The organism is Paenibacillus sp. FSL W8-1187 (genome assembly GCF_037965485.1).
GTDB lineage: Bacteria > Bacillota > Bacilli > Paenibacillales > Paenibacillaceae > Paenibacillus_O > Paenibacillus_O pasadenensis.
Genome location: NZ_CP150181.1, coordinates 1,969,275 through 1,992,360, shown reverse-complemented (window position 1 = coordinate 1,992,360; position 23,086 = coordinate 1,969,275). Strand labels below are relative to the sequence as shown.

Genomic DNA, 23,086 nt, shown 5'->3' with positions numbered 1-23,086 from the left:
GAGGCCGCGTCCTTTTCTCGTTTTTTTGTAAATGGGGACCGTGCCGAGGCCAATGATCTTATTTCGTCAGCTCGCTCAAGAACCGGAGCACGAGCGCGGCCGTTTCCGCCCGCGTCGCGATGCCTTGCGGATCGAAGCTGCCGTCTTCCCTGCCGTTCAGCAGCCCTTTGTCGGCAGCGGCTTGAACGGCGGACTTGGACCATGCCGGGATGAGGGCGTCATCCATGAAGGAGGTGGCGGCGCCGGATGCCGGCGGCCATCCGGCCGCTCGAGCGAGCAGCGTGAGCAGCTCCGCTCGAGTGATCGCTTTGTCCGGTCGGAACGTCCCGTCCTCATAGCCTCGGATCAGGCCGAGAGCCTGGACCTGGACGATCGCATCCGCCGACCAGGCCGGGAAGCGGTCCGCATCCTTGAACGGCGCAGGCGCGGCTGCGCTCGTAGGAGGCAGCAGACGGCTGACCAGGACGGCCAGCATGCCGCGAGTCGTCTTTTCGTTCGGCTGGAACGATCCGTCCGGATAGCCTTGGAAGAGGCCGAGCTGGATCGCTTTGACGATATCGTTCTCCGCCCAATGCCCGACCGCATCGCGAGGCGTCTCGACGGACGGCGCATTTGAAGGCGCCGGGGTCGCGCTTGGAGCCGGCGTCGCGCTTGGCGATGCCGACGGAGAAGGCGTCGACGTAGGAATCCAGTAGATCGGCGGCTCCGGCGTCGGTGTCGGCGTCGGAGTCGGCTCCGGACGAGCCTGGCTCGGATTGCCGTAGATCGGCAGCTCCTCGAAGATCCGTGTCGTCAGCGTCCGGTTGCGGTCGCCGGAAATTTCCCAGTTCATGATGCCGGCCAGATTTTCCTTCCGCACATGGATCGCCTTGTACGTGATGGATTCCTCATCGTCATAAGAGATGAACGTGCCTGTTTTCTCGTTGAACAGATAAGGCACTTTGGCTTTGTCGTTCCAATGCCGCTTGTAGGTCGATTGGGTGACATAGTTCTCTTCCAGGTCGGTGAAGTCGAACTTGCCCGCTTCCCATGTGCCGTCTGTGGATGGAGAGGCGCACTCTCCGTACTCGCCCGAGCATCCGATCCAGCCGTTGCCGTAGAACGGCACGCCGAGGACGAGCTTGTAGTTCGGCACGCCGCCCTTCAGATGGCCCGCTGCCCCGCCGGCCACGTTGTTGCGCGGAGCGGTCGATTGCTTGTTGGCCGGATCGTAGTAGAGCGGCGCGTTGTGGTAGGCGGAGCTGTGCCAGCCGCCGCTGTAGTCGTAGGTCATGATGTTGACGAAGTCGAGGTAAGGCACGGAATTCGTAAAGTCGGCGTTGCGCGTGAAATTGTCGCCTTGTCCCGAAGCGATGGTCAGCAGGTAGTACTTGCCGTCCTTTTGACCGGCGGCGTCCAGCGTCTCGCGCAGCGTCTTCATGAGCAGCGTGAAGTTCTGGGGATCGTCCGGGCTGCGGTCGTTGTCGTCCTCCCCGCCTTCGACCGGATATTCCCAGTCGATGTCGAGTCCGTCGAAGCCGTTGCTGCGCAAATACTGCAGCGCGGTTTGAGCGAATGTCAGACGGGTCTCTTCCGCAGCGGCCAGCCTCGAGAAATACTTGGACCAGCTCCAGCCGCCGACGGAAACCATGAGCTTGAAGTCCGGATCGCGCTGCTTCATCGTCCTGAGCTCGGCGAAGTTCGGCATGTCGTCGGCCGGCGCGCCAATGACCATGCTGCCGTCGAACACATAGCCGGATTGGTCGGCGATTTCCGGATTCTGGCATTCCTTGCCGCTTTCGCCATAGCCGCCCCAGCAGATGTCTGCGAACGCGTAGTTGATATGCGTCAGCTGGCTCGTATCAATGTCGGATGGCTGGAAGTCGCGGCCGGTTTCGCTGCGAGCCCACGAGGCGTAGTAGTAGACGAGATTGTAGTTGTGGCCCGGCGTCGCCTTGACGCGAGCGCTCGTCGGAGATGTCCACAGATCGTTCTTGGCCACGACCGTGAAATAGTACGGCTGGCTCGTCTTCAGCCCCGTCGCCAGATAGCGCGGCTCCGCCGAAGTGCCGAGAAGCTTGCCGCCGGAGTAGATTTCATAATACGTCGCGCCTGCAACGGTCGCCCATCCGAGCGTGACCTCGGACTTCGTCGCCGTGACGACCTGCACGTCCTTCGGCGCGTCGAGCTGGCCCCAGATCAGGCGGATCGGATCGCTTTTCGGCGAGTTCGGTCTCGCTTTCGACGAGTCCTGCGCGGCGACCTGCAGGTAGACTTCTTGCCCGACGGTCAGCTTGGAGGCGTCCAGCTTGTAGGTGCCAGAGCCGTTCCAGATGCCGGCCAGCCAGTTCGTGCGGCTGTATACGTCATATCCGTCGGCTCCGGGAACGTTGTCGAACTGGATCATCAGCGACTCGTACGTTACTTCCGTCACTCGAGGCTGATGGGGCTTCTTGAGAGGAGCGGGAGGAGCGGTCGCCGTATCGGCTGCCGTCGTGAAGGTGATCCGCTCGCTCGGCACGCTCGAGCCGGAAACGCTGGCCTGACGGATGTAGAACGTGTACTCCGTCTCAGGCTCCAGTCCTCCGAGCGTGACCGGCGGATCTGCGAACCAGCCCTGGTAGTTGAAGCCGCTGTCCGGCTTTGTCTTGTCCTTCGCGACATAGATGTCATACCCTTTGTCCGGATCATGCCGGTCGTTGAGATCCCAGGTCAGCATGGCGGAACGTCCCTTGATTTCCGACACCTGCAGATTCGTCGGCGGCGGAGGCGGGCCCTCCGCGGCGGTTGCGGATGCCGGCAGGGAGACTAGCCCTGCGAGCAAGGTCAAGCATAAAAAAGAGGCTAGCTTTGTGGCAACCTTCTGTTTCCATCGTCTGTTCAACCTCGATCACCTCTGCGGAAGAATGGGGGAAGAATGAATTCGCGGCTTGCCGGTCTGCGCCTTGCTCGTGCTTGTCCCTCCCTTGTCTCTCGAGCTGGATACGAGGTCCATTTTCGCATCTTTTCCCGCCATTTCCTTCCTATTTCCCAGACTCCGCGCGTATCTATAAGAAAAAGTGGGAAAGTATCAAACGATTGCGGATAAAGAAAAAAAGGAGGGAAAATCTCCCCCTTTTTCGATAAGATATTTCCCCCGCCGAACGTAGTCCCGCCTCTTGATTTCCTTCCATCTCTCTGATCAAAAAATAAAAAAAAGCCCATCCGAACGAATCCGGACAGGCTTTCCCTGCATGCGGCCGGGCTTGCGGGAAGCCGCTTCTTCCGACCGTCAAGCTTCTTTTTTCTTCTCGCCATCGCCGAGCGGCACATGCAGAATATCCAGCACGAACATGAATACCGGGATGCCGATGATGAGCCCCCAGATGCCGAAGTAATGCTGCGAGAAGACGAGGATGACGAACGTATAGAACATCGGCAGCTTCGTCTTGGACGCCATCAGCCTCGGATTGAGGAAATACGTCTCCAGAGCGTGGATGAGCAGGATCATCACGATGACCCAGAATACGAGCGTGACGCCGCCCGCCTGGTAGCCGATGATGCCGATCGGCACGAACGAGATGATGACGCCCGCCACCGGGATGAGGCTCAGCAGGAAGACCATGATCGTCAGCGCGAACAGGTACGGATAGCCCATGATCCACAGCCCGAGCATCGTGAATACGGTGTTGAACAGCGCGATGACGAGCTGCACCTCGATGACCTTGCCGAACGAGGAGACGAAGCGCTGGGCGAAGTAGGCGATCTCGTCATAGACCCAGCCGATCTTGCTCGTCTGGAACTTTTGGGTGAAGGCGAGAATCTTCGCTTTTTGCAGCAGGAAGAAAAAGCTGAGCAGGATGACGATCAGCACGAGCTCCAAAATCTTGCCGATCTTGCCCAGATAGAGGAACGCCTGGTCGACATACGTCTTGTAGTCGATCTTCTCCAGCTCCTCCGACAGCCGCTTCGCGATGTCGTTGCCCTCCGTGGAGTTGAGGAAGCGGATGATCGTATTGATCATGTCGCGGCCTTGGGTGACGATCTGAGGCACATAATTGGAGATGCCCCAAGCCAGGCCGGACAGCAGCAGCACGTACAGCAGCACCGCGACGACGATCGGATGCACCGGGACCGCCTTGTTGATCCATCCGGTGAAGAGTCCTTGCAGCCGGTTCATGACATAGGTCACGAGAAACAGCAGCAGGATCAGATTGAGCATGTGCCGCAGGCTGTAGAGCAAGCCGACGAGCAGCAGCAGGACGACGATCCTGCGGACGGCGGGCATAGCGAAAAAAGCGCGCATCGATTCCATGACTTCCCTCTCTAACATGAAGGTTCTCGTGCTGGCGCGCATCGCGAGGGCAGAAGGGCCGGCGATGCGCGCATGGCTTCTCTACATTATTACCGATGCAGCCCGCGCTGTCGATGCGGAGCGGCCGATCCGCCGAAAAAAGGCCGGTTCCGCCCCAAGGCAGACCCGGCCGGCCGACGAAGGTCAGCGGGCTTGGATGGCGTCGTAGTATTTGGTCTGCATCGTCGCGGCGGCCGCATCGAGCTTCGCCTTCAGGTCGACGTCCTGCTGGGAGAACACTTCCTGGACGATGTTCGTCATCTCGGCATAGTATTCCTGGGTGTTGTACTGGGCTTCCGGATTGCCGTCGAGCAGCTTGCTGGACTCCGGGTCGTACTTGTACACGTTGTCGTACTTGTCGTAGATCGCCTGCAGCCTCTTGCCGTAGTCGGAGTCTTCCTTGTAATAGCTCATTTGCGGCGGGATGTAGAACTTGCCCTCTGCCTTGCGGGCCTGGATGTCCTTCTCGACGGCCTCCAGGTAGTTGTCGGAGAAGCAGTCGAAGATGATATAGCGGAACGCCATTTCCTGCTCGTCCTTGGAAGCGTTCGGGTTGATGACGAGATAGTCGCCGCCCAGGATGCCGGAATGCTTGCCTCCGGCCTGGGCCGCCGGCATCGGATAGGTCGCGATGTCCTCCGACTTCATGCCGCCCTGATTGAGCGCCTGGTCGAGCACGCCCTCCGCGCCGGCGATGACCATCGCGGTGCGCCCTTGCGCGAACGCGCCGACCGCGTCGTCCCAGCCGAGCGCCCAGTCCTTCGGAATGGCGTCCGCTTCCCAGCGCAGCTTCTGATAGAACTGCAGCGCCTTCACCGCTGCGTCGGAGTTGAACGCCGCCGTCACCTTGCCGCCTTCGACGGTCTGGATCTGGCCGCCGGCTTCGAACAGGAAGTTCGTCCAGTTCCAGCCCGCTTCGTTGCCTTTGCCCATCGGGGCGATGCCGGAGATGCCCTTAACCGGATCGGCCGCCGCTTGGGCCGTCCTCAGCATGTCGTCCCATGTCCAGTCATACGGCGGTGCGGCCACGCTTTTGTCGGCGAGCAGCTTCTTGTTGACGACCACGGAGGTAGAGTAGCCGTTCTGCACGATGCCGAACACCTTGCCGTCCTTGATGAACTGGCTTTGCAGCGTCGGATTGATGTCGTCCTTGCGCTCGTAGCCGTTCCACAGCTCGGTGATGTCCGCCGCCCAGCCGCGCTGCACGAGGAAGCCGGCCTCCGTCGCGAACGTGTTGAAAAACGTCGGCGCCTCGTTGGCCGCCATCTTCACTCCGATCTCGTCGACATTGTAGTGCCAGTCGCTCTTGGTGATCGTGACGTTCGGATATTCCTTTTGGAAGCGCGCGATCTTGTCGTCCTCGGCCTTGCGCTTCTCGACCTGATCGGACAACGGGTAATAGATGCTGATCGCAATCTTCCGGTCCCGGATATCCCCTTCGCCCGGCGCCGAGACGCCGCCGCTGCTCGCGGCCGGCTTGTTCGGCGCCGCGCTTCCTCCTTTGCTGGCAGCTCCGGTTTTGCCGGAGCTGCCGTTGCCGTCGCTGCAGGCGGACAGCAGCAGCGTCGTCGCCATCAGAAGGCTGATGAGCGCAGCCGGCTTGCGCATGTGTAGCTCCCCTTTTCCCATTGCGATATGTCGCCCGAGGCCCATCGAATCCGCTCGCGCAGCGCGGAGCCTTTCCAATCCTACTTGCCTTGGCTTTCTTTTTTCAGCTCGCTCGGGCTGTAGCCGTAGTACTTCTTGAAGATCTTGCTGAAATGCTCCGGCGATTCGTAGCCGACCCGCTCCGCCACCTCGTACCGCCGCAAGTCGGTCGTCAGCAGCAGCCGGCGGCCTTCCTCCATCCGCAGCTTGATGACGTATTCCCACAGGTTGTAGCCGGTGTTCTTCTTGAACAGATAGCTCAAATAGTTGGGACTGACATGTCCGCGCTGGGATACCTCATGCAGCGTCAGCCCCTTCTGCGCGTAGTTGTCCTCGATGTAGCGCAGGGAGCGCTCCACGATCCGGTTCGTCTGGGCGGACGCCTCTTCCTCGCCGGGCTGCCTGACGGAGCCGCCCTCCGCTTCGCTCCAGCTGAAGTCGCCGTAGTAGAACACCTTTTGCCCCGGATGCCGGATCCGCCACTCCAGCGCCCTTCTCGACTGGGTCGCCAGCAGATGGAGGAACTCCGGCCCGCGGGCGATCTGGCTGATGCCGACGAGCACCGGCAGCCGCAGGAACGAGTCGGCATGATGATGGAGGCTGCGGCCGATCATGTCGAGCTGGTTGATCTTGCTGACCGTGGCGTCCTCGTAGCGCTCCTCGCTCCAGCCGATGACGAGGCCGACCTCCTCGTCGGGCAGCTCGAGCGGGACCGGATTCCAGTCCTTGCCGAGCAGCTCCGTGGAGAGGTTCATGACGGCGTAGGCAAGCAGTTTCCGGTCCCGCGGCGACAGATCCGGGCGCGTGTCGAATTCCGGACGGATGCGGATGACTGCGAAATAAGGCCCTGTCTCCTGCAGTCCGGCGGCTGCGGCCAGCTCCCCGGCCTCCGCCGTCGAGGCAAGCGGATTGGCGAGCAGGCGCTCGAGCGCCCGGCGCGGCTCCTCGGCCTGCGCCTGCAGCGCGAAGCGGCCGCCGAGGCTCGCCGCGTAGTCGGGCTCGCTTTCGGCGGGGCGCTCGGCCTGCAGCAGCGCGTTGCGCACGCTGTCGAGCAGCTGCGCCGCGTTCAGCGGCTTGATGAGGTAGTCGCGCGCGCCGAGCCGCATCGCCATCTGCGCATATTGGAACGTCTCGTGCGCGGAGACGACGATCGTCTGCACCCACGGCTTGATGAGCCGGGCCTGATGCATCAGCTCGATGCCGTTCATGCCCGGCATGCCGATGTCGGTGATCATCAGGTCGACCTCCTCCAGACGGAGATAGTCGAGCGCCTCGAAGCCGTTGCTCGCGGTATGGATATCCTCGATGCCGAGCCCGGCTCCGGCCAGCATGCTGGACAGCCCCTTGCAGATGAGCGGCTCGTCGTCGACGATCAGGATGCGATGCATGTTCATTCTCCTCTCGATGGTCCAGATAGATCGGTCTCGTCCAGCAGCGGCAGCTGCAGCCGCACCTCCGTGCCTCCGTCCGCTCTCGGACCGATGGCCAGCCCGTAGCGCGGGCCGAACTGCAGCCGGATGCGCTGGTCGATGTTGCGGATGCCGTAGCCGAACGACGGCGAGCTGTCCGGCTCGTCCAGCCAGCGCTGGATGGCGGCGTAGTCGACCGCCTTGTAGCCGTTGTCGCCGACCGTCACGAGCAGGCCGCCTCCTTCGTCCGCGCGCGCGGCGACGACGATCTCGCCGTCCTCGCCCATGTGCTTGATGCCGTGGACGATCGCGTTCTCGATCAGCGGCTGAAGCGTGATCTTGGGGATGAGCGCCGCGCCGAGCTCCTCCGGTATGTCCCAGAGCACGCGCAGCTCCGCCTCGTAGCGCCGGCGCTGCAGCGCCACATAGGCGGCGGCGTGCTCGCTCTCCTCCGCGAGCGTGATCAGCTCGCGCCCGCGGCTCAGGCTGATCTTCATCAGCTTGGACAGGTCCTTGATCATTTCCGCGGATTCGGTATGCCCTTCGAGCGAGCTTTTCCAGTAGATGCTCTCCAGCGTATTGTACAGCAGATGCGGGTTGATCTGGTGGTAAAGGATCTGCAGCTGCGCTTCCTTCTGCCGGATGTCCGCCTGATACTTGTCGGCGATCAGGCTGTTGAGCCGCCTCGCCATGCCGTACACGGCAGAGATCAGCACGCCGACCTCGTCGCTGCGCGACTGGCCGGGCGTCTCCGGTACCCGCTTGCCGGGCTCGTACCTGCGGACGAACAGCGACAGCCGCTGCAGCGGCGTCATGAGCGAGCGCCAGAAATAGATCATGATGATGCAGCCGACCGCGACATAAGCGGCGGAAATGAGCAGGATGACGTTTTTGAGCTCGCTTTGCTGCTGCAGCATCGCCTGCAGCGGAATTTCGTAGATGAGCCGCAGATGGAGGCTGTTCTCGCCGCTCGCCACATAGATCCGATCCCCCTCGATGAGGTGGACCGGCAGGTCCGAGCGCGCCTGCGCGGCCCGCTCCGCCAGCGCCGCCGGCAGCGCCAGCTCCGTGCCGATCCGGTCCGGCAGCGTGCTGCTCATGATCGTGCCGGCCTCGTCGACGAGGCTGATGTCGCCGCCCGGCAGGCGGACCGAGCTCATCGTGTCGGCGAGCTTGTGCTCCAGCTTGTAGGCGACGAGCACGCCGATGACGCCGCTGCCTTCGGCGATGTTGTTGACGGCGCGGATGTAGGCGAGCGTCGAGCTTTTGTCGAACGCCGTATTGGTCGAGGTCACGCGGACGAAGCCGAGTCCCTTGAGCCGCACGGCCTCGTCGTACCAGTCCGGCTTGTTCTTGCCGGATAGGAAGTAGACGCCGTTCTGCGTCATCTGGATGGACGGCGCGAAGTAGAATTCTCCGGATGGGTCGTACACATAAAGGGAGTAATAGACCGGGGTCTCGCCGTTCGTGCCGGTCGAGTAGGAGCGCAGCAGCTTGTCCATCTCGGCGTACTTCTTGACCCGGCCGAGCACCGGCTCCCGTCCGCCCGGCACGATGCGCTGCGTCACCGGATTCTGGATGATCGTCGTCGTGATGCGGTTGATGCTGTCCATTTCCTTGTTGATCATGAGCAGGTTCTGCTTGTTGAGCTCGGCATAGGCGCCGGTGACGTTGTCCTTCATGATCGTCTCGGCCTTCAGGTTGCCGTAGGCGAACAGGCCGAGGATCGGCAGCGCCATGAACAGGAACAGCAGGATGAGCTGCAGCTTGACGCTCAGTCTTGTAAGCGGATTCAACATGAGCCGTCGGCCTCCGTGCACGTTCAAGTACCCCGATTATGGACCGGAATGAGACGGATTTCAATCCCCCGGCGCAAATGCTTCATTTCCCGGGCAATCGACCGCATAAGAATTCCCTGCGCTGCGGAAGCTAGCCAAAAAGCCGCGTCAACCGCGCGGCGCGGAAGGAGCGCGACGTTCATGAGCTCGGCCGTTCTTCTGGAGTATTTGTGGGTGCTGGTCGTGCTGATCGGGCTCGAGGGCATCCTCGCGGCGGACAACGCGCTGGTCATCTCGATCATGGTCAAGCATCTGCCGGAAAAGCAGCGCAAGAAGGCGCTGTTCTACGGCTTGGCCGGAGCCTTCGTGTTCCGCTTCGCCTCGCTGTTCCTCATCTCGTTCCTCGCCAACGTCTGGTATGTGCAGGCGATCGGCGCCGCGTACCTGCTCTACATCTCGATCAGCCACATGGCCAAGCGGCTGTTCGTGAAGCAGGAGAAGAACAAGCAGGAAGCGGAGAAAAAGCAGGAGAACTTCTGGGTGACCGTGCTCAAGGTCGAGCTGGCGGACATCGCCTTCGCCGTCGACGCCATCCTCGCCGCGGTCGCGCTGGCGATCACGCTGCCGCCGACGACGTTCCCCCGCATCGGCGGCCTCGACGGCGCTCAGTTCGCCGTCATTTTGGCGGGCGGCATCATCGGCCTCGTCATCATGCGCTTCGCCGCCTCGTACTTCGGGCGGCTGCTCGTCAGCCGGCCGGGGCTCGAGACGGCCGCGTTTGCCATCGTCGGCTGGGTCGGCATCAAGCTGGCGGTGTATACGCTGTCCCATCCCGATGTCGGCGTGCTGTCCGAGAAGTTCCCCAAAAGCCTCGGCTGGAAAATCGTATTCTGGGGCGTGCTGCTGGGGATCGCGATCGGCGGCTGGTTCCTGTCCAAGGAAAAGAAGCCTCCGCAGAGTCCGGAGTCGGGGGCGGCCGGGACGGAGCCGGTTTAGCAACGAAATCCAAGGCATATTTATGCCTTGGATTTTTTTCGGGCCGGATTCCGGCGAATCCAAGGCACTTTCATGCCTAGGATTCACGTTTCGGGCCTGTTCCCAGCGAATCCAAGGCACTTTTATGCCTTGGATTCACGTTTCGAGCCGGATTCCGGCGGATCCAAGGCACTTTTATGCCTTGAATTCATGTTTCGGGCCAGTTCCCAGCGAATCCAAGGCACTTTTATGCCTTGGATTCACGTTTCGAGCCGGATTCCGGCGGATCCAAGGCACTTTTATGCCTTGAATTCATGTTTCGGGCCAGTTCCCAGCGAATCCAAGGCACTTTTATGCCTTGGATTCACGTTTCGAGCCGGATTCCGGCGGATCCAAGGCACTTTTATGCCTCCCTCATAATTAAGAGGTTTTCTCACGAATGCTCACTCGTTCGCAGGATTTCACACGATTCTCTTTCGAGACGGTAGGCTTGAAACCGAAGAAGATGGACCGAGAGACGGTTGTGGGCCGCTTTTAGGGCAGGCGGGAACAGAAGTCCGTGAATCACGAACCTCGGCAGGAGCGGTTTTGTCGCACCCTCTTCCACTTGTCCTTTGGCGGTTCACCCTCCCAGATCTCTACGGGTCTATGCCCTCACATTCCTTCGTTTCACCTGGCCAAAGCGTGGAGGCCGATTCGTTTTGGATAACGGGTCTGGGCCCTATTGCATAAAAAACTCGGTTCTCTCGGTGCGTTTCCGTGTAAAATCCCGCGAACGGGTCAGCATTCGTAAATGACAATGGTGTGGCGTGTGGAGGAGCTCGCCTGCTGGTTCGACTAGGCTGCGTTCGACTCTAGGTTGGGGCGGTATCGTTCCCCTTTATTTGCCATTGCGACGAGCATTCGAGCCAGTTTGCCGATCAGACAAATAATGGATTTCTTTCTGGCCATTCCTTGAGCCTGGTTTCGTTCATGGCAGGTTTTGAATTCCGGATGGTCTTTCACCAGACAGAGCACGGCTAGAAACAGGACTTTTCGCAGTAGGCTGTCGCCTCGTTTGGTCAGCTTGACTTGTCCCTTGTACGTGCCGGAACGTTGCGTCGCCAAACTAAGACCAGCGCGGTTCAACAGCTGATTGCCGTGGCGGTAGGAGCTCAAGTCGCCCGCGAGCCCAAGTAGGGCTGCTTGAACCGTTGGTCCCATGCCGCTGCCCAGACTGGCCAGCTGCTCGGCCTGCGGCAGGTCGCGCAGCAGCTCTTCCAGACGCTGGTCGACGGCTTCGATCTGGCGCTTGCCCAGCTCGTACATCTCCAGCAAGTGGCTCAGCGTCAAGATGGCCTCCTCCGGCGCTCGACAGTCGCCAATGCTGCCAGAGGCCGCTTGAATCAGCTCTGCTGCCCGTTTTCGCCCGCTGACGCCCCCAGGCCGCTGCAAGCCTTGCTCGCCCCAATGCCGGATGAAATCGTCCACGCTCCATCGGCGAAGTTCTTTCGGCAGCTGGAGCGACTTGAGCGTAGCTAGAGAACGCACGCCGTCCCAGTTCTTGAACACCGTCGAGTATTCAGGAAAGTACAGGTCGATCCAGCGCACGATCCGGTTTCCCGTCTGCGTCTGATTCCGAACCAGCATGTCACGATGAAGAACGGCGCTTTTCAACCGACCAAACCTCTCGTCCTGCGGCGTATACTCGGTGTAGTACCCTCGTGTTACGACATCCGCGATGACGAGCGCATCTTTCGGGTCGTTCTTGGCGGGACTGTTGTCGCGGTCTTCCTTGTGCCGACGGGTGAGGGCGGGATTGACCAGAACGACCTTGATCCCGCGCTCCAGCAGCCAATGAGCCAGATTGAACCAGTAGTGTCCCGTGGGCTCCATGCCGACGATTGCGGTGGAGAGGCAGTGCTTCTGCATTGCTTGATTCAACCATTGCAGCAGCTGCTCGAATCCGTGGGCGTCATTGGTGAAAGCGTAATGGCGTGGTGTCAAGGTCCGACCACGGAAATTGGTCATCCGGGCGGCATGCTTGTCCTTCGCGATGTCAATGCCGACGATAACATGCTTTTCGGTCATTTGATCCAAACGTTGATCAACCGAGTGCTTTCGAGTAAACTTCATAGTGGAACGTCTCCTTTAGATGAGTTATTAGGGCTCTGACCCGTCGCAACCTCATCTTATAGGAGCGTTCCTTTTTGTGTCCAAGCTCATTTCTTAGCTTATACAGGAATGTTTGGATTCACGTTTCGGGCCAGTTCCCAGCGAATCCAAGGCACTTTTATGCCTTGGATTCACGTTTCGAGCCGGATTCCGGCGGATCCAAGGCACTTTTATGCCTTGAATTCATGTTTCGGGCCGGATTCCGGCGGATCCAAGGCACTTTCATGCCTAGGATTCACGTTCAGGGCCTGTTCACCGCTTAACGCGCGGCTCCTTCATACCGCTCCAGAGCCTGCTGCTGGATCGCCAGCGCGCGGCCGATCCCGAGCGCCTCCAGCCGGCCGCGCCAGCTTTCAAACGCCGCCATCGGCTCGATGCCGAGAACGAGCTTGAGCGACATCTCGTCGACGGCCGCCTGGACCTCCTGCATGATCGCGGACAGCTCCAGGCTTTCCCGCTCCGTAAGCGGCAAGTTCGGAAGAGCATGCTCTTCCGCATCGGTATTCGACCAGATGCGCACCGCCTCCCGCTGCTCCGGCAGCCGGAAATACTGCTCTTGGTAGCGGATGTCCTGCACGAACGGGCCGAAGTAGCTGGCCCGCGTGTACATCGCCAGCGTCTGGGGCATCGACAGCTGCTCCGGGTTGGCGAAAATCAGGTCCGTATAGGCGGGGTAGCCGCCGCGCAGCTCGTAGCTTTTGCCCTCCGCGCCGAAATTGAACAGCATATGCCCTTCCTCGCCATAGCCGAAGTCCATCAGCCGCACCGCCTCTTCGACGCGCTCGCTGCGCGCCGATACGGCTACCGCTCCGCTCGGTCCGACGGCCGGGGCGCGCTGCCCGAACTTGGGGCGATCGCCGCGGCGCAGCACCGGATACGGCGCCGCGGCCAGCTCGGCGTCCGAGTCCTGCTTGCGCAGCATCGGCAGCCAGCTGCCGATGCCGGCGCCGGCGTTCCATACGCTCGCCCCGCTGCGTCCCGACGTCATCGAGGCGTCCTGCGTGACGGAGTCCACAGCCGCGAAGTTCGGGTCGAGCAAGCCCTTTTCGTACCAGCTCCGCATCAGCTGCAGAAAGTCCCGGTAGCCGGGCTCCGCCGGTCCGAACCGTACCTTCCCCTCCTCCACATAAAACCCCTTGGCGATGCCGAAGGCGCCGATGAACGCCCCGCCCTCGACGCCGTTCAGCGGATTCGTCGTCCCGAGCAGCGTCAGCGGCGCTTGCGCGCCCTTGCGCTCCTTGAAGGCGGTCAGCGCCTGCTCCCAGTCGCCGATCGTCTCCGGGACTGGCAGGCCAAGCTCGTCCAGCCAATCCTTCCGCACGATCGGCCCTTGATAGGTCAGCAGCCGCTCGTCTCCCCGGATGAACGGAAAGGCGTAGTAGCTCCCGTCCGCCGTCCGCACGAGCTTGTCGATGTCCGGATGTTCCCGCAAATAGCGGGTCAGGTTCGGCGCATGCTTCTCCATCGCCTCGTTCAGCCGCAGGATATGGCCGTCCTGGATCGCCTTCTCCGGACCGCCGGGATAGTTGATCCACTCGTACTCGATCAGATCCGGCACGTCGTCCGAGGCGAGCAGTACGCTGATCGCTTCCCGCCCCTGGTTGGATGGCGGCTGCACGAACTTCAGCCTGACGCCTGTCCTCTCCTGCCAATCGTCGAAAAATGGAACCTCGGCGATGCGCGAGCGGGCGCTCGCGGCGTTGCCGTTCAGCTCCGCCCAGTAGGAGAGCGGCTCGTCCTCCGATCGGTCCGGACCGACCGGCTCCGGGCCGGAGCGCGTGCAGGAAGACAGCAGCGCTGCCGCCAGCAGCAGCGCCGCCAAGCGCCGGTTGCGATGGCTCATCGTCATTCCTCCCTTGTCGCCGCTGCCTTATGCCAGCTCGCGGTACTTGCCTGGCGTGATGCCCTCGTACTTCTTGAACACGCGGATGAACGTCGCCGAATCGTTGTACCCGACCTGCCGCGAGATCTCGCTGATCGACTCCCGCTTGCCTTCGATCAGCAGCTTGGCGCGGGAGATGCGGGTGCGGTGAATGGAATCGAGCAGCCCTTCCCCCGTCTGGCTGCGGTACAGCCGCGACAGATAGCTGCCCTTCATCGCGAACTGCTCGCCGATGCCATTCACATTCAAGCTGGCGTCCATGTAGTTGGCCTCGATGAAGCGGTTGACGCCGGCGACAAGCTCTCGCAGCGAACGCTGCCGCTCCTGCGAGACCTGCGCGTCGCGGCGCGTCCGGGCGATCGCGCACACCTCCGCCAGCAGCCGCAGCAGCTCCTCCTGCATCTCCCCGAACGTCGTGCTGGCCATGATCCGCTCCATCCAGCCGGGATGCTCCTCGAGCACCCGCTCCTCGCCCTCGCCGAGCTCATGGATCGCCTTGAGCATCGTCGCGAGCAGGTTGAACATGAGGCAGCGCGCCATCCCGAGCGACAGCGGAGCATTGCCGAAGTTGCGCTCCGCGATCTCGTCCATGCAGGCCGCGGCCTGCTCCAGATCCCCCGCTTTGATGATATTGATAAGCTGCTGCTCCTCCTGGAGCGGATAGTCGTAGCCTTTGCCGGATGGAGCTCGGCTCTCCATGCGGATGTCTCGGTAAGAGAGGATGCCCGTCTTGCCGAGCAGCATCCGATACTCCATCGCGTCCACCGCCTCCTGATAGGCGACTGCGACGCCCGCCCAGCCGCCGTGGATGCCGCCGATCGACACGGTCAGCTCCATCCCGTACCGCCGCAGGAACGCTTGCGCCTCGGAAGCGGCCGCCCGCAGCTCGGCTTCCGCGTCCGCGGCATCCGGACGGAGGCTGACGAGGCAGGCGTGCAGGTCATCCGACTCTGCCATGTAGCCGGCATGGCCCGCCTTGGCGCACAGCTCCTCGACAACGTTGGCGATGATGAACGGGATGAGCCGCCGGCGCTCCGCCGCCTCGATGCCGGACAGCGTCTCGTGCAGGCTGTCCTCGTTCTCCAGCGCGAGCAGCAGCACGGCGAACCGGTCCGAGCGCAACGGCATGCGGAACGAGCGGAATGCCTCCTCGTAGCTGACCGGCGTATCGAGCCTGCCCTTGAACAGCCGCTGCAGCATGTTTGCCCGCAGCACCTGCTGATGCTTCTGCAGCTGCTCGGCGATCCGCTCCTTCTCGCTGCGCGCGCGCCGGATCGCCTGCTCGATGCGCTTGAGCTCATTGCCCTCGGCGCGCCCCTCCGGAACGTCGGCTTCCCGCTCGTCGATCGAGCGGACGAGGCCGCGGATCGGCGAATAGTTCCGCCGCAGGAAAAACCACGTCAGCACGCCGGCGCCAAGCAGGCTGACCGCGATGCTGCTCGCCGTGAAGCGGCGCACGTATTCCGCTTTCTCCCAATAGAGCGAGCTCGGAATGATGAGCGCATATCGGAGGCCAGAGACGGCGGAGCGAATGTGGAACAGCTCGGCGTCTCCGGCCTTGCCCTCGGCGAGGCTGACGCGGCCGTCCGCGCCGAGGAACGCCTGCAGCTCCGGGGCGTCCGGCCGATTGGTCAGCAGCGGCCGCCCGTCCGGATCGAGCATGAGCAGCACGCCGCCGCCCAGGCCGGAGATGCTTTCGAAGTCGGCCTGGAAGCCGGAGCTGTCCGCCATGACGACGACCGCGCCGGTGAGCTTTCCGTTCAGGCCGTCCGGCAGGCGGTAGACGTAGGCGATCGAGCTTTGCTCCTTGCCCGCGTCCGAGCGCGGCAGCTCGATGAAGCGTCCCGGCCCTTCCCGCTGCGTCTCGGCTTTCCACTTCTCGAATGACAGCGCTTTCGAATTATGGATCGTGCGATAAGCCGTCTCGGCGTCGCGGATGTTGCCCGGACGGATGACGGAGTCGCCCCGCTCCCAGACGACGTAGAATTCCGCGATCGAGGCGTATGACGTCTTGTACATCCGGAACTCGTCGCTCAGCTGATAGGCCGTGTACGGCGCCTCCCGCGCCGACTGGCTCGAGTACATCAGCGTCTGGAGCTTGTCGTTCCAGGCTATTTCCATGCTGAGCCGCTTCATGAGGTCGATCTGCTTGTCCATCGTGTAGCGCACCTGCTCCAGCAGCGAGTCGTTGGCGCGGTGGATCTCGCTCTGCAGCGCCCGGTCGGCCGCGGCGGCGTTGACGAAGCTGATGAGGATCGGCAGCAGCAGCACGGCGCTGTAGGACAGCAGCCAGGCGACAACGACGCTTCTTCGCTTGTTCCATAGTCGGCGGATCTTGTTCAACCCTCTCATCTCCTGCAAGCTCGATATGCCGAGCGGATCGGCCGCGGATGCGGAGCTTTATTATACCGATAAATGCCGGCCGGATGGAATGCGCAATATGCGCGGCGGCATCGATCAAATCGTCAAAAAGCCCGCTGCGGACGGGGCCGCGCGGGCTGGAAGACGCTAGAACAGGCGAAGCGTCGACCCGCCGAGCTTGGCGAGCGCCTCGACATAAAAGTAATCGCCGTAGATGAGCGAGACGTCGACGTTCTGTCCGGCCGGCTTGTGTCCCGTGCCATGCAGCAGCAGCGCCTCGTGGCCGTCGACGCGCCAGGCGGCGTATCCGCCGCGAAGCGAGCGTAGCATCGCCTCCGCCTCGTCCCGCCAGCGCCCGCCGTCCGCTCCGTGATCCAGGGCGGCCAGCTCGAGCAGTCCCGAGGCGGCGATCGCCGCGGCCGAGCTGTCGCGCGGCGGCTCGCCGGCAGAGCGGTCGGCGCGGAAGTCCCAGTGCGGCACCCGATCGTCCGGCAGCTGGCCTACAAAATACGCCGCCGTCCGCCGCGACGCCTCCAGGTAGTCCCTCTTGCCGGTCCACCGGAACGCGTTGGCCATGCCGTAGAGCGCCCAGGCCGCCCCCCGGCTCCATGCGGACTCCGGCGCGTCCCCTTGGCCCCCGAGCGCCTCGATGCGTCGGCCCGTCGCCGGATCGAACGAGACGATATGGTACGCCGAGCCGTCCTCGCGCAGGAACTGCCGCAGCATCATGTCGGCATGGGCTTCGGCGATATGTGCATAGCGGGGATCGCCGCTCTCGGCCGAAGCCCAGAACAGCAGCGACAGGTTCATCGCCGAGTCGACGATCGACCACCCGGCGCGGTCGCCGTTCCAGGCGCGCAGGAAGCTGCCCTTGAGGTTGAAGCGTCCCGCCAGCAGATCCGCGGCGAGCAGCGCGCGGCGGCGCGCCTCCTCGTCGCCGGTCAGCTTGTGCTTGGCGACGGCGGTCGTCAGGAACTGGAAGCCGAGATCGTGATGAAAGCCGTTCGGCTCGATGAGACGCCGCTCCAGCCGCTCGTCCCAGCTCCACGCCGCTTCCCGGAACCGCTGCTCGCCGGTCCCGTCATAGGCGAGCCAGAGCAGTCCCGGCCAGAAGCCGGACGTCCACCAGTCGATCGGCCCGTCGTCATACTTCCCGTCCGCTCCGGCCCGATGCGGCGAGCGGCTCCCGATGCGTTCCAGCATGACGCCGACCGCCTGCAGCGCCTCGCGGCTCATGGCGGCGGCATCCGGAGCTTGATTCCTCTTTGTCTCCATGTGTGATTCCTCCTTTTAAGCGGCTGGCCCGCCGCGCGCTCAGCCCTTCAGCGACCCGACCATGACGCCCTTGACGAAAAAGCGCTGTACGAACGGATAGACGCACAGGATCGGCACCGTCGCGACCATGATCGTCGCGTACTTGATCGTCTCGCCGATCTGATGCCGGTCTCCCGCCGACGCCCCCGCCGACATGCTGTCGGTCGCATTGGCGATCAGGATCTCCCGCAGCACGAGCTGCAGCGGGAACAGCTCCCGGCTCTTGATGAAGATCGAGGCGTAGAACCAGCCGTTCCATTTGTCCACCGCGTAGTACAGGATCATGACGGCGATGACCGGCATCGACAGCGGCAGGATGATGCGCAGCAGGATGGTGAAGTGGCTCGCCCCGTCGATCTTGGCCGATTCCTCCAGGCTGTCGGGGATGCCCATGAAGGACGTCCGCATGATGATCAGGTTGAACGTGCTGACGGCGAACGGCACGATCGTCGACCAGAGCGAGTCGAGCAGGCCGGCGCCTTTGACGACGAGATAGAGCGGGACGAGCCCGCCGCCGAAAAACATCGTGAACACGAGGAGGAACATGAGGACGCCGTTCCACATCACGTTCTTGCGGGAGAGCACGTACGCGCCCATCGCCGTCAGGATCAGGTTGACCGCGACGCCGGCGACGACGATGAACAGCGTGTTGCGGTAGCCGATCGCGATCGCCGGATTGTCCAGCACGCTGCGGTACGCCTCGAGGCTGAAGCCGAGCGGTCGCCACAGGATGCCGCGGTAGGCGAGCAGCTCGCCCGAATCGCTGAGCGAGGCGAACAGCACGTACAGCAGCGGGTACAGCGTGACGATCACGAGCAGGCCGAGCAGCGCGTAGACGGCCGCTCCGACGAGCCGGTCCCCGAGGCCGGTCCGGATGTTCATGGCGTTTCCCTCCTTACCATAGGCTGCTGCGGCTGAACCGGCGGCTGAAGTAGTTGGCCGATACGAGCAGCGCCAGATTGATCAGCGAGTTGAACAGGCCGACGGCGGAGCTGTAGCTCCAGCCGAATTCCAGCAGTCCCTTGCGATAGACGAACGACGAGATGACGTCGGCCGTCTCGTAGGTGACCGGGTTGTACAGCAGGATGATCTTCTCGAAGCCGACGTTGAGCAGGTTGCCCATGCGCAGGATGAGCATGATCGCGATCGTCGGCAGGATGCCCGGCAGCGTGATGTGGAGCATCTGCCGCAGCCGGCTCGCGCCGTCCATGCGCGCCGCCTCGTACTGCTCCAGGTCGATGCTCATGAGCGCGGCGATGTAGATGATCGACTCCCAGCCGATGCGCTGCCAGATTTCCGAGAGGATGTAGATCGGGCGGAACAGCTCCGGCTTCTGCAGCATCGCCTGCCCGTCGTAGCCGAACCAGACGAACAGCCGGTTGATCAGCCCGTCCGCGTTGGTGAAGTCGGTGACGAGGCCGCAGATGACGACGAGCGAGATGAAATACGGCATGTAGGTGATCGTCTGCACGGTCCGCTTGAAGGCGCGGTGCCGCACCTCGTTGATGAGCAGCGCCAGCACGATCGGCGCCGGGAATTCGAACAGCAGCGAGTATAGGCTGATGAGCAGCGTGTTCTTGAGGATGCGCCAGAAGTAGTAGCTCTGGAAAAAATCCTCGAAATGCCTCAGGCCGATCCAGTCGCTGCCGAGGATGCCCTTGATCGGCGAATAGTCCTTGAAGGCGATCGTCGCGCCGTACATCGGGAAATAGTGGAACACGACGTAGTAGGCGAGCACGGGCAGGAACATGAGGTACAGGTACTTGTTCATCGCAAAGTCCCTCAACGCGCGGCTCCGGAACGATTTTGGCGCGGACATGCGGTTCGTTCACCTCTTTTCATGGGACGGGAAGAAGCCTGTCTGCTGCGGAGGACGGCCCCTTCCCGGCTCGCGGCTCAACGGCTAGAATAGCGGGCGAGCGCCGCCGTCTGAATCTCGATGGCGCGGTCGAGGCGCAGCGACTTCATCTTCGCCAGGTAATCGTCATAGGCGTCGAGCGGCTCGCTGCCGAGGATGATCTTGAGCGTCATCTCGTCGACGAGCGTATTGATGTCGTTCATGATCGTCGCATACTCCGAGCTTTCCTCCGCCGTCGGCGTGATCGGCGGCAGGTTGTAGCTCGCGGAGTCCGTCTGCTGCCAGAGCTCGACCGCGTCGCGCTGCGTCTGCAGGGCGAAAAACTGCTCGGCGTAGCGCTTGTCCTGAATGAACGGCCCGTTGTAGCTGCCCCTCGCGTACTGCGAGATCATCTGGGCCGGCGCGAGCTTGTCGGGATTTTTCATCAGCAGGTCGGTGTAGGTCGGATAACCGTCCTTCATTTCATAGCTGACGCCCTCCGTGCCGAAGTTGAAGAACAGCCGTCCCTCCTCGCTGTAGCCAAAATCGAGCATGCGCACGGCGAGCTCCGGATCCTCGGCCGAGGTCGTGACCGCGACGATGCCCTCCGGCGAATAGGCGTTGTTGCGCTGGCCGAACTTCGGCTTGTCGCCCTTGTTCAGCACCGGGTACGGCGCTGCGGCGAGCACCGCCTTGGGATCCTTCGCCTGGACGAGCGGCTGCCACTTGCCGATGCCGCCGCCGGCGTTGGCGACCGTCGCCCCGGCCGCGCCGGAGACGATGTTGCCGTCGAGCGCCTTGCCGTCGGCCGTCGCCGCGTTTTTGTCGATCAGCCCTTCGGCGTACCAGCCGCGGAACAGCTCCAGATAGTCCTTGAAGCCGGGCTCGGACGGGCCGAACTTGATCTGGCCGTCCTCCTGATAGAAGCCTCGCGTCACGCCGAACGCGCCGAGGAACGCGCCGTTGCCGGATTCCTGGAAAAAGCGCGGCTTGCTGACGAACGACAGCGGCGCCGCCGCTCCCTTCTTCTCCTTGAACTGGCGCAGCGTCGCGGTCCAGTCGTCAATCGTCTCCGGCACCGGCAGTCCGAGCTCGTCGAGCCAGTCCTGGCGGATGATCGGCCCCTGGAACACGCGCAGATACTCGTCCTCCCGGATGAACGGGAACGCGTAGTAGCTGCCGCTGTCCGTCTTGACCATCTTGTCGATGTCCGGATTGTCCTGCAGGAATCGCTTGAGGTTCGGCGCGTACTTGTCGATGTAGTCGTTCAGCCGCAGGATGTAGCCGTCCTTGATCGCCTTCTCCGGACCGCCCGGGAAGCCGTCGAGGAAGTTGAACTCGATCAGGTCCGGCAGGTCGCCCGAGGCGAGCAGCATGTTGAGCGACTCCTTCGCCTGCCCGCTCGGCGGCGAGGCGAATTCCAGCTTGACGCCCGTCCGCTTCTGCCATTCCTGAAAGAAAGGCACCTCGTCCAGCGAAGGCTGCACGCCGACGAGATTGCCGGGCAGCTCCGCCCAGTAGGCGAGCTGCTTGTCGGTCTGCAGCGGATAGGCCGTCTGCTCGGCTGCGCCAGCCGCCCCTTGGCCGTCTGCTCCCGCTCCGCCGGTCTGGCCTCCGCTTCCTGCGTTGTTTCCGTCATTTCCTCCGCCGGACGTGCAGCCGGCGAGCAGCGCCCCGGCCAGCGCCAGCGACAGGCCCGATTTCAACCATCGGTTCATTCATCTTCCCCCTCAGCTCGAGTGGCGGGAACGGTCGGACCTTGGAATGGGAGCGCTTGCATGTTCCCGTTCGGCCTCCGCGCCTCGCCTCCTTAGGCTACCTTCCGGCGGCAGCGAGCCGATAGAGGCGAATTCGGCTTTACGATCGGCCGTTTCGGCCATCGGCGTTGACGATATCGGCACAGGAATAGGCGGAATCGGTATTCAGATCGGCCGAAATGGCCCGATCGGCGTGAAGCGGGGCGCGCCTTCGATCGAGGTCAAGTCCATAATTGTGTGTAAAAACACTTCTCGGTAAAAAATGGAATTGGGTTTATAGGCTGTCCGTCGCTTCCGTCATGGTGGTGCTGGTTTCCTGCTCCTCCGAGCCGGCGCCCTGAGTGGCTTTCTGCTTCTTCCACGCCTTGAAGTCCGTCATGTCCATGTACGGCTTCTTCGTCATCCAGTACTCGTTCTCTTCCATGAGCATGGCTCCGATGAGGCGAAGGACGGAAGCGCGATTGGGAAAGATGCGGATGACCGTCTCGCGCCTGCGGATCTCCCCGTTCAGGCGCTCCATGCCGTTGGAGGTGCGCAGCCGCACGCGGTAGGCCTCCGGGAAGGCCAGCACCGCGACGGCGTCCTCGAACCCGTCCTCCAGTATTTTCATCGCTTTGGGTGCTGTCTCGGCATACGCCTCAAGCGTCTGTTCGAGATAGGAACGAGCCGTCTTCATGTCGGGCGCATCGAAGATCGATCGGACGCGACTCTTGATTTCGCTTTGGAGCGCTTTGGGCGCTGCGTTCAGCACGTTCTTGATGAAGTGCGTCTGGCACCGCTGCCACGAGACCCCTTGAAACTCCTTCTCGATGGCCTTGACCAGCCCGCCATGGTAGTCGCTCGTGACGAGCTCCACGCCGTGCAGGCCGCGCTCCTTCAGCCAGCGGAAGTAGGCGCCCCAGCTCTCCTCCGACTCGGTGTCGTCAACGCGCAGGCCCAGAATCTCACGCCGGCCTTGCTCGTTCACGCCGTAGCCCACCAGAACGCCTCGAGAACAGATACGGCCTTCTTCACGCACCTTCACGTAGATCGCATCGATGGTGATGAAGGGGAAGGCGTGGTCGGCCAGAGAGCGGTTGTTCCAGTCGTGGACAGCCGGGTCCAGCTGCTTGCACAGGTGGCTGACCGTTGACTTGGAGAACTCGGTTCCGCACAGCTCCTCGGTGATTTTAGTCACCTTGCGCGTCGACACGCCGTTGATGACCATTTCCATGAGCGAGAGAACCAGCGCTTGCTCGCTGCGCTGATACCGGGCGAAAAGCTCGGTAGAAAAGGAGCCGTCCCGAAACCGGGGGACGCGCAAGGTGACGCTGCCAGCGCGGGTAATGACGTCGCGCTCGTAGCTGCCGTTGCGGTAGCCCTTGCGCTCGCTGGTGCGCTCGTACGTCTGCGCCGCCAGCTGATCCGTCGCCTGGGCTGTCAGCACCTGATTCAGCACCGTCTCCAGCAAGCGGGCCACTCCCGCGTCCCGATCGGTTCCGATAAACAGCTGGTGCAAAATGTCCTGATCTACGGTAATCTGGTATTGAGTCATGTGTAGGCACTCTCCTTGGAATGTTGGTCTCGACAACTTCCATTCTAACCGAGAGTCCTACCATGGCTTTCCTTTTTATGGTCAGGAGCATTTTACACAATTATATGGACTTAACTTTCGATCGAA

14 protein-coding genes are annotated in these 23,086 nt (G+C 62.4%); 1 reads left to right on the top strand and 13 read right to left on the bottom strand.

Annotated features, from left to right (window positions below):
• Window positions 1-58 precede the first annotated feature (58 nt).
• The 5 genes from NYE40_RS08485 to NYE40_RS08465 form a co-directional block, all read right to left on the bottom strand.
• Complete coding sequence (locus NYE40_RS08485; protein WP_339280037.1) at window positions 59-2,803, bottom strand: glycosyl hydrolase family 18 protein; 2,745 nt, start codon at window positions 2,801-2,803, stop codon at window positions 59-61.
• A gap of 447 nt (window positions 2,804-3,250) precedes the next feature.
• On the bottom strand, window positions 3,251-4,273 hold the full coding sequence (locus NYE40_RS08480; RefSeq protein ID WP_153783226.1) for an AI-2E family transporter: 1,023 nt from the start codon (window positions 4,271-4,273) through the stop codon (window positions 3,251-3,253).
• Between the two features lie 183 nt (window positions 4,274-4,456).
• Window positions 4,457-5,920: an extracellular solute-binding protein gene (locus NYE40_RS08475; protein ID WP_153783225.1), complete on the bottom strand. Its 1,464-nt coding sequence runs from the start codon at window positions 5,918-5,920 to the stop codon at window positions 4,457-4,459.
• A gap of 80 nt (window positions 5,921-6,000) precedes the next feature.
• The gene (locus tag NYE40_RS08470; RefSeq protein ID WP_153783224.1) at window positions 6,001-7,347 is read right to left on the bottom strand and encodes a response regulator; all 1,347 of its coding nucleotides are present in this window, start codon (window positions 7,345-7,347) and stop codon (window positions 6,001-6,003) included.
• A 2-nt stretch (window positions 7,348-7,349) separates the two neighbouring features.
• The gene (locus tag NYE40_RS08465) at window positions 7,350-9,167 is read right to left on the bottom strand and encodes a sensor histidine kinase (protein WP_339279785.1); all 1,818 of its coding nucleotides are present in this window, start codon (window positions 9,165-9,167) and stop codon (window positions 7,350-7,352) included.
• A 180-nt stretch (window positions 9,168-9,347) separates the two neighbouring features.
• Here NYE40_RS08465 and NYE40_RS08460 point away from each other — a divergent pair, with 180 nt between their 5' ends.
• A complete protein-coding gene (locus NYE40_RS08460; RefSeq protein ID WP_101808866.1) occupies window positions 9,348-10,142 on the top strand; it encodes a TerC family protein in 795 nt (264 codons plus the stop codon).
• A gap of 816 nt (window positions 10,143-10,958) precedes the next feature.
• Here NYE40_RS08460 and NYE40_RS08455 read toward each other — a convergent pair.
• From NYE40_RS08455 to NYE40_RS08420, 8 genes are all read right to left on the bottom strand, one after another.
• Window positions 10,959-12,236 (bottom strand): IS110 family transposase, encoded by a 1,278-nt coding sequence (locus NYE40_RS08455; protein WP_153783040.1) that lies wholly within the window; start codon window positions 12,234-12,236, stop codon window positions 10,959-10,961.
• Between the two features lie 298 nt (window positions 12,237-12,534).
• A complete protein-coding gene (locus NYE40_RS08450; protein WP_228551371.1) occupies window positions 12,535-14,118 on the bottom strand; it encodes an extracellular solute-binding protein in 1,584 nt (527 codons plus the stop codon).
• Between the two features lie 27 nt (window positions 14,119-14,145).
• A complete protein-coding gene (locus NYE40_RS08445) occupies window positions 14,146-16,500 on the bottom strand; it encodes a helix-turn-helix domain-containing protein (protein ID WP_101808864.1) in 2,355 nt (784 codons plus the stop codon).
• Window positions 16,501-16,665: 165 nt separating this feature from the next.
• Window positions 16,666-17,793, bottom strand: coding sequence for a glycoside hydrolase family 88 protein (locus NYE40_RS08440; protein ID WP_101808863.1), 1,128 nt, complete (start codon window positions 17,791-17,793; stop codon window positions 16,666-16,668).
• 39 nt (window positions 17,794-17,832) lie between these two features.
• A complete protein-coding gene (locus tag NYE40_RS08435) occupies window positions 17,833-18,714 on the bottom strand; it encodes a carbohydrate ABC transporter permease (RefSeq protein WP_101808862.1) in 882 nt (293 codons plus the stop codon).
• Between the two features lie 13 nt (window positions 18,715-18,727).
• A complete protein-coding gene (locus NYE40_RS08430) occupies window positions 18,728-19,651 on the bottom strand; it encodes an ABC transporter permease subunit (protein WP_101808861.1) in 924 nt (307 codons plus the stop codon).
• Between the two features lie 77 nt (window positions 19,652-19,728).
• The gene (locus NYE40_RS08425) at window positions 19,729-21,387 is read right to left on the bottom strand and encodes an extracellular solute-binding protein (RefSeq protein ID WP_339279784.1); all 1,659 of its coding nucleotides are present in this window, start codon (window positions 21,385-21,387) and stop codon (window positions 19,729-19,731) included.
• 313 nt (window positions 21,388-21,700) lie between these two features.
• Window positions 21,701-22,960 (bottom strand): IS256 family transposase, encoded by a 1,260-nt coding sequence (locus tag NYE40_RS08420; RefSeq protein WP_339279783.1) that lies wholly within the window; start codon window positions 22,958-22,960, stop codon window positions 21,701-21,703.
• Window positions 22,961-23,086 lie beyond the last annotated feature (126 nt).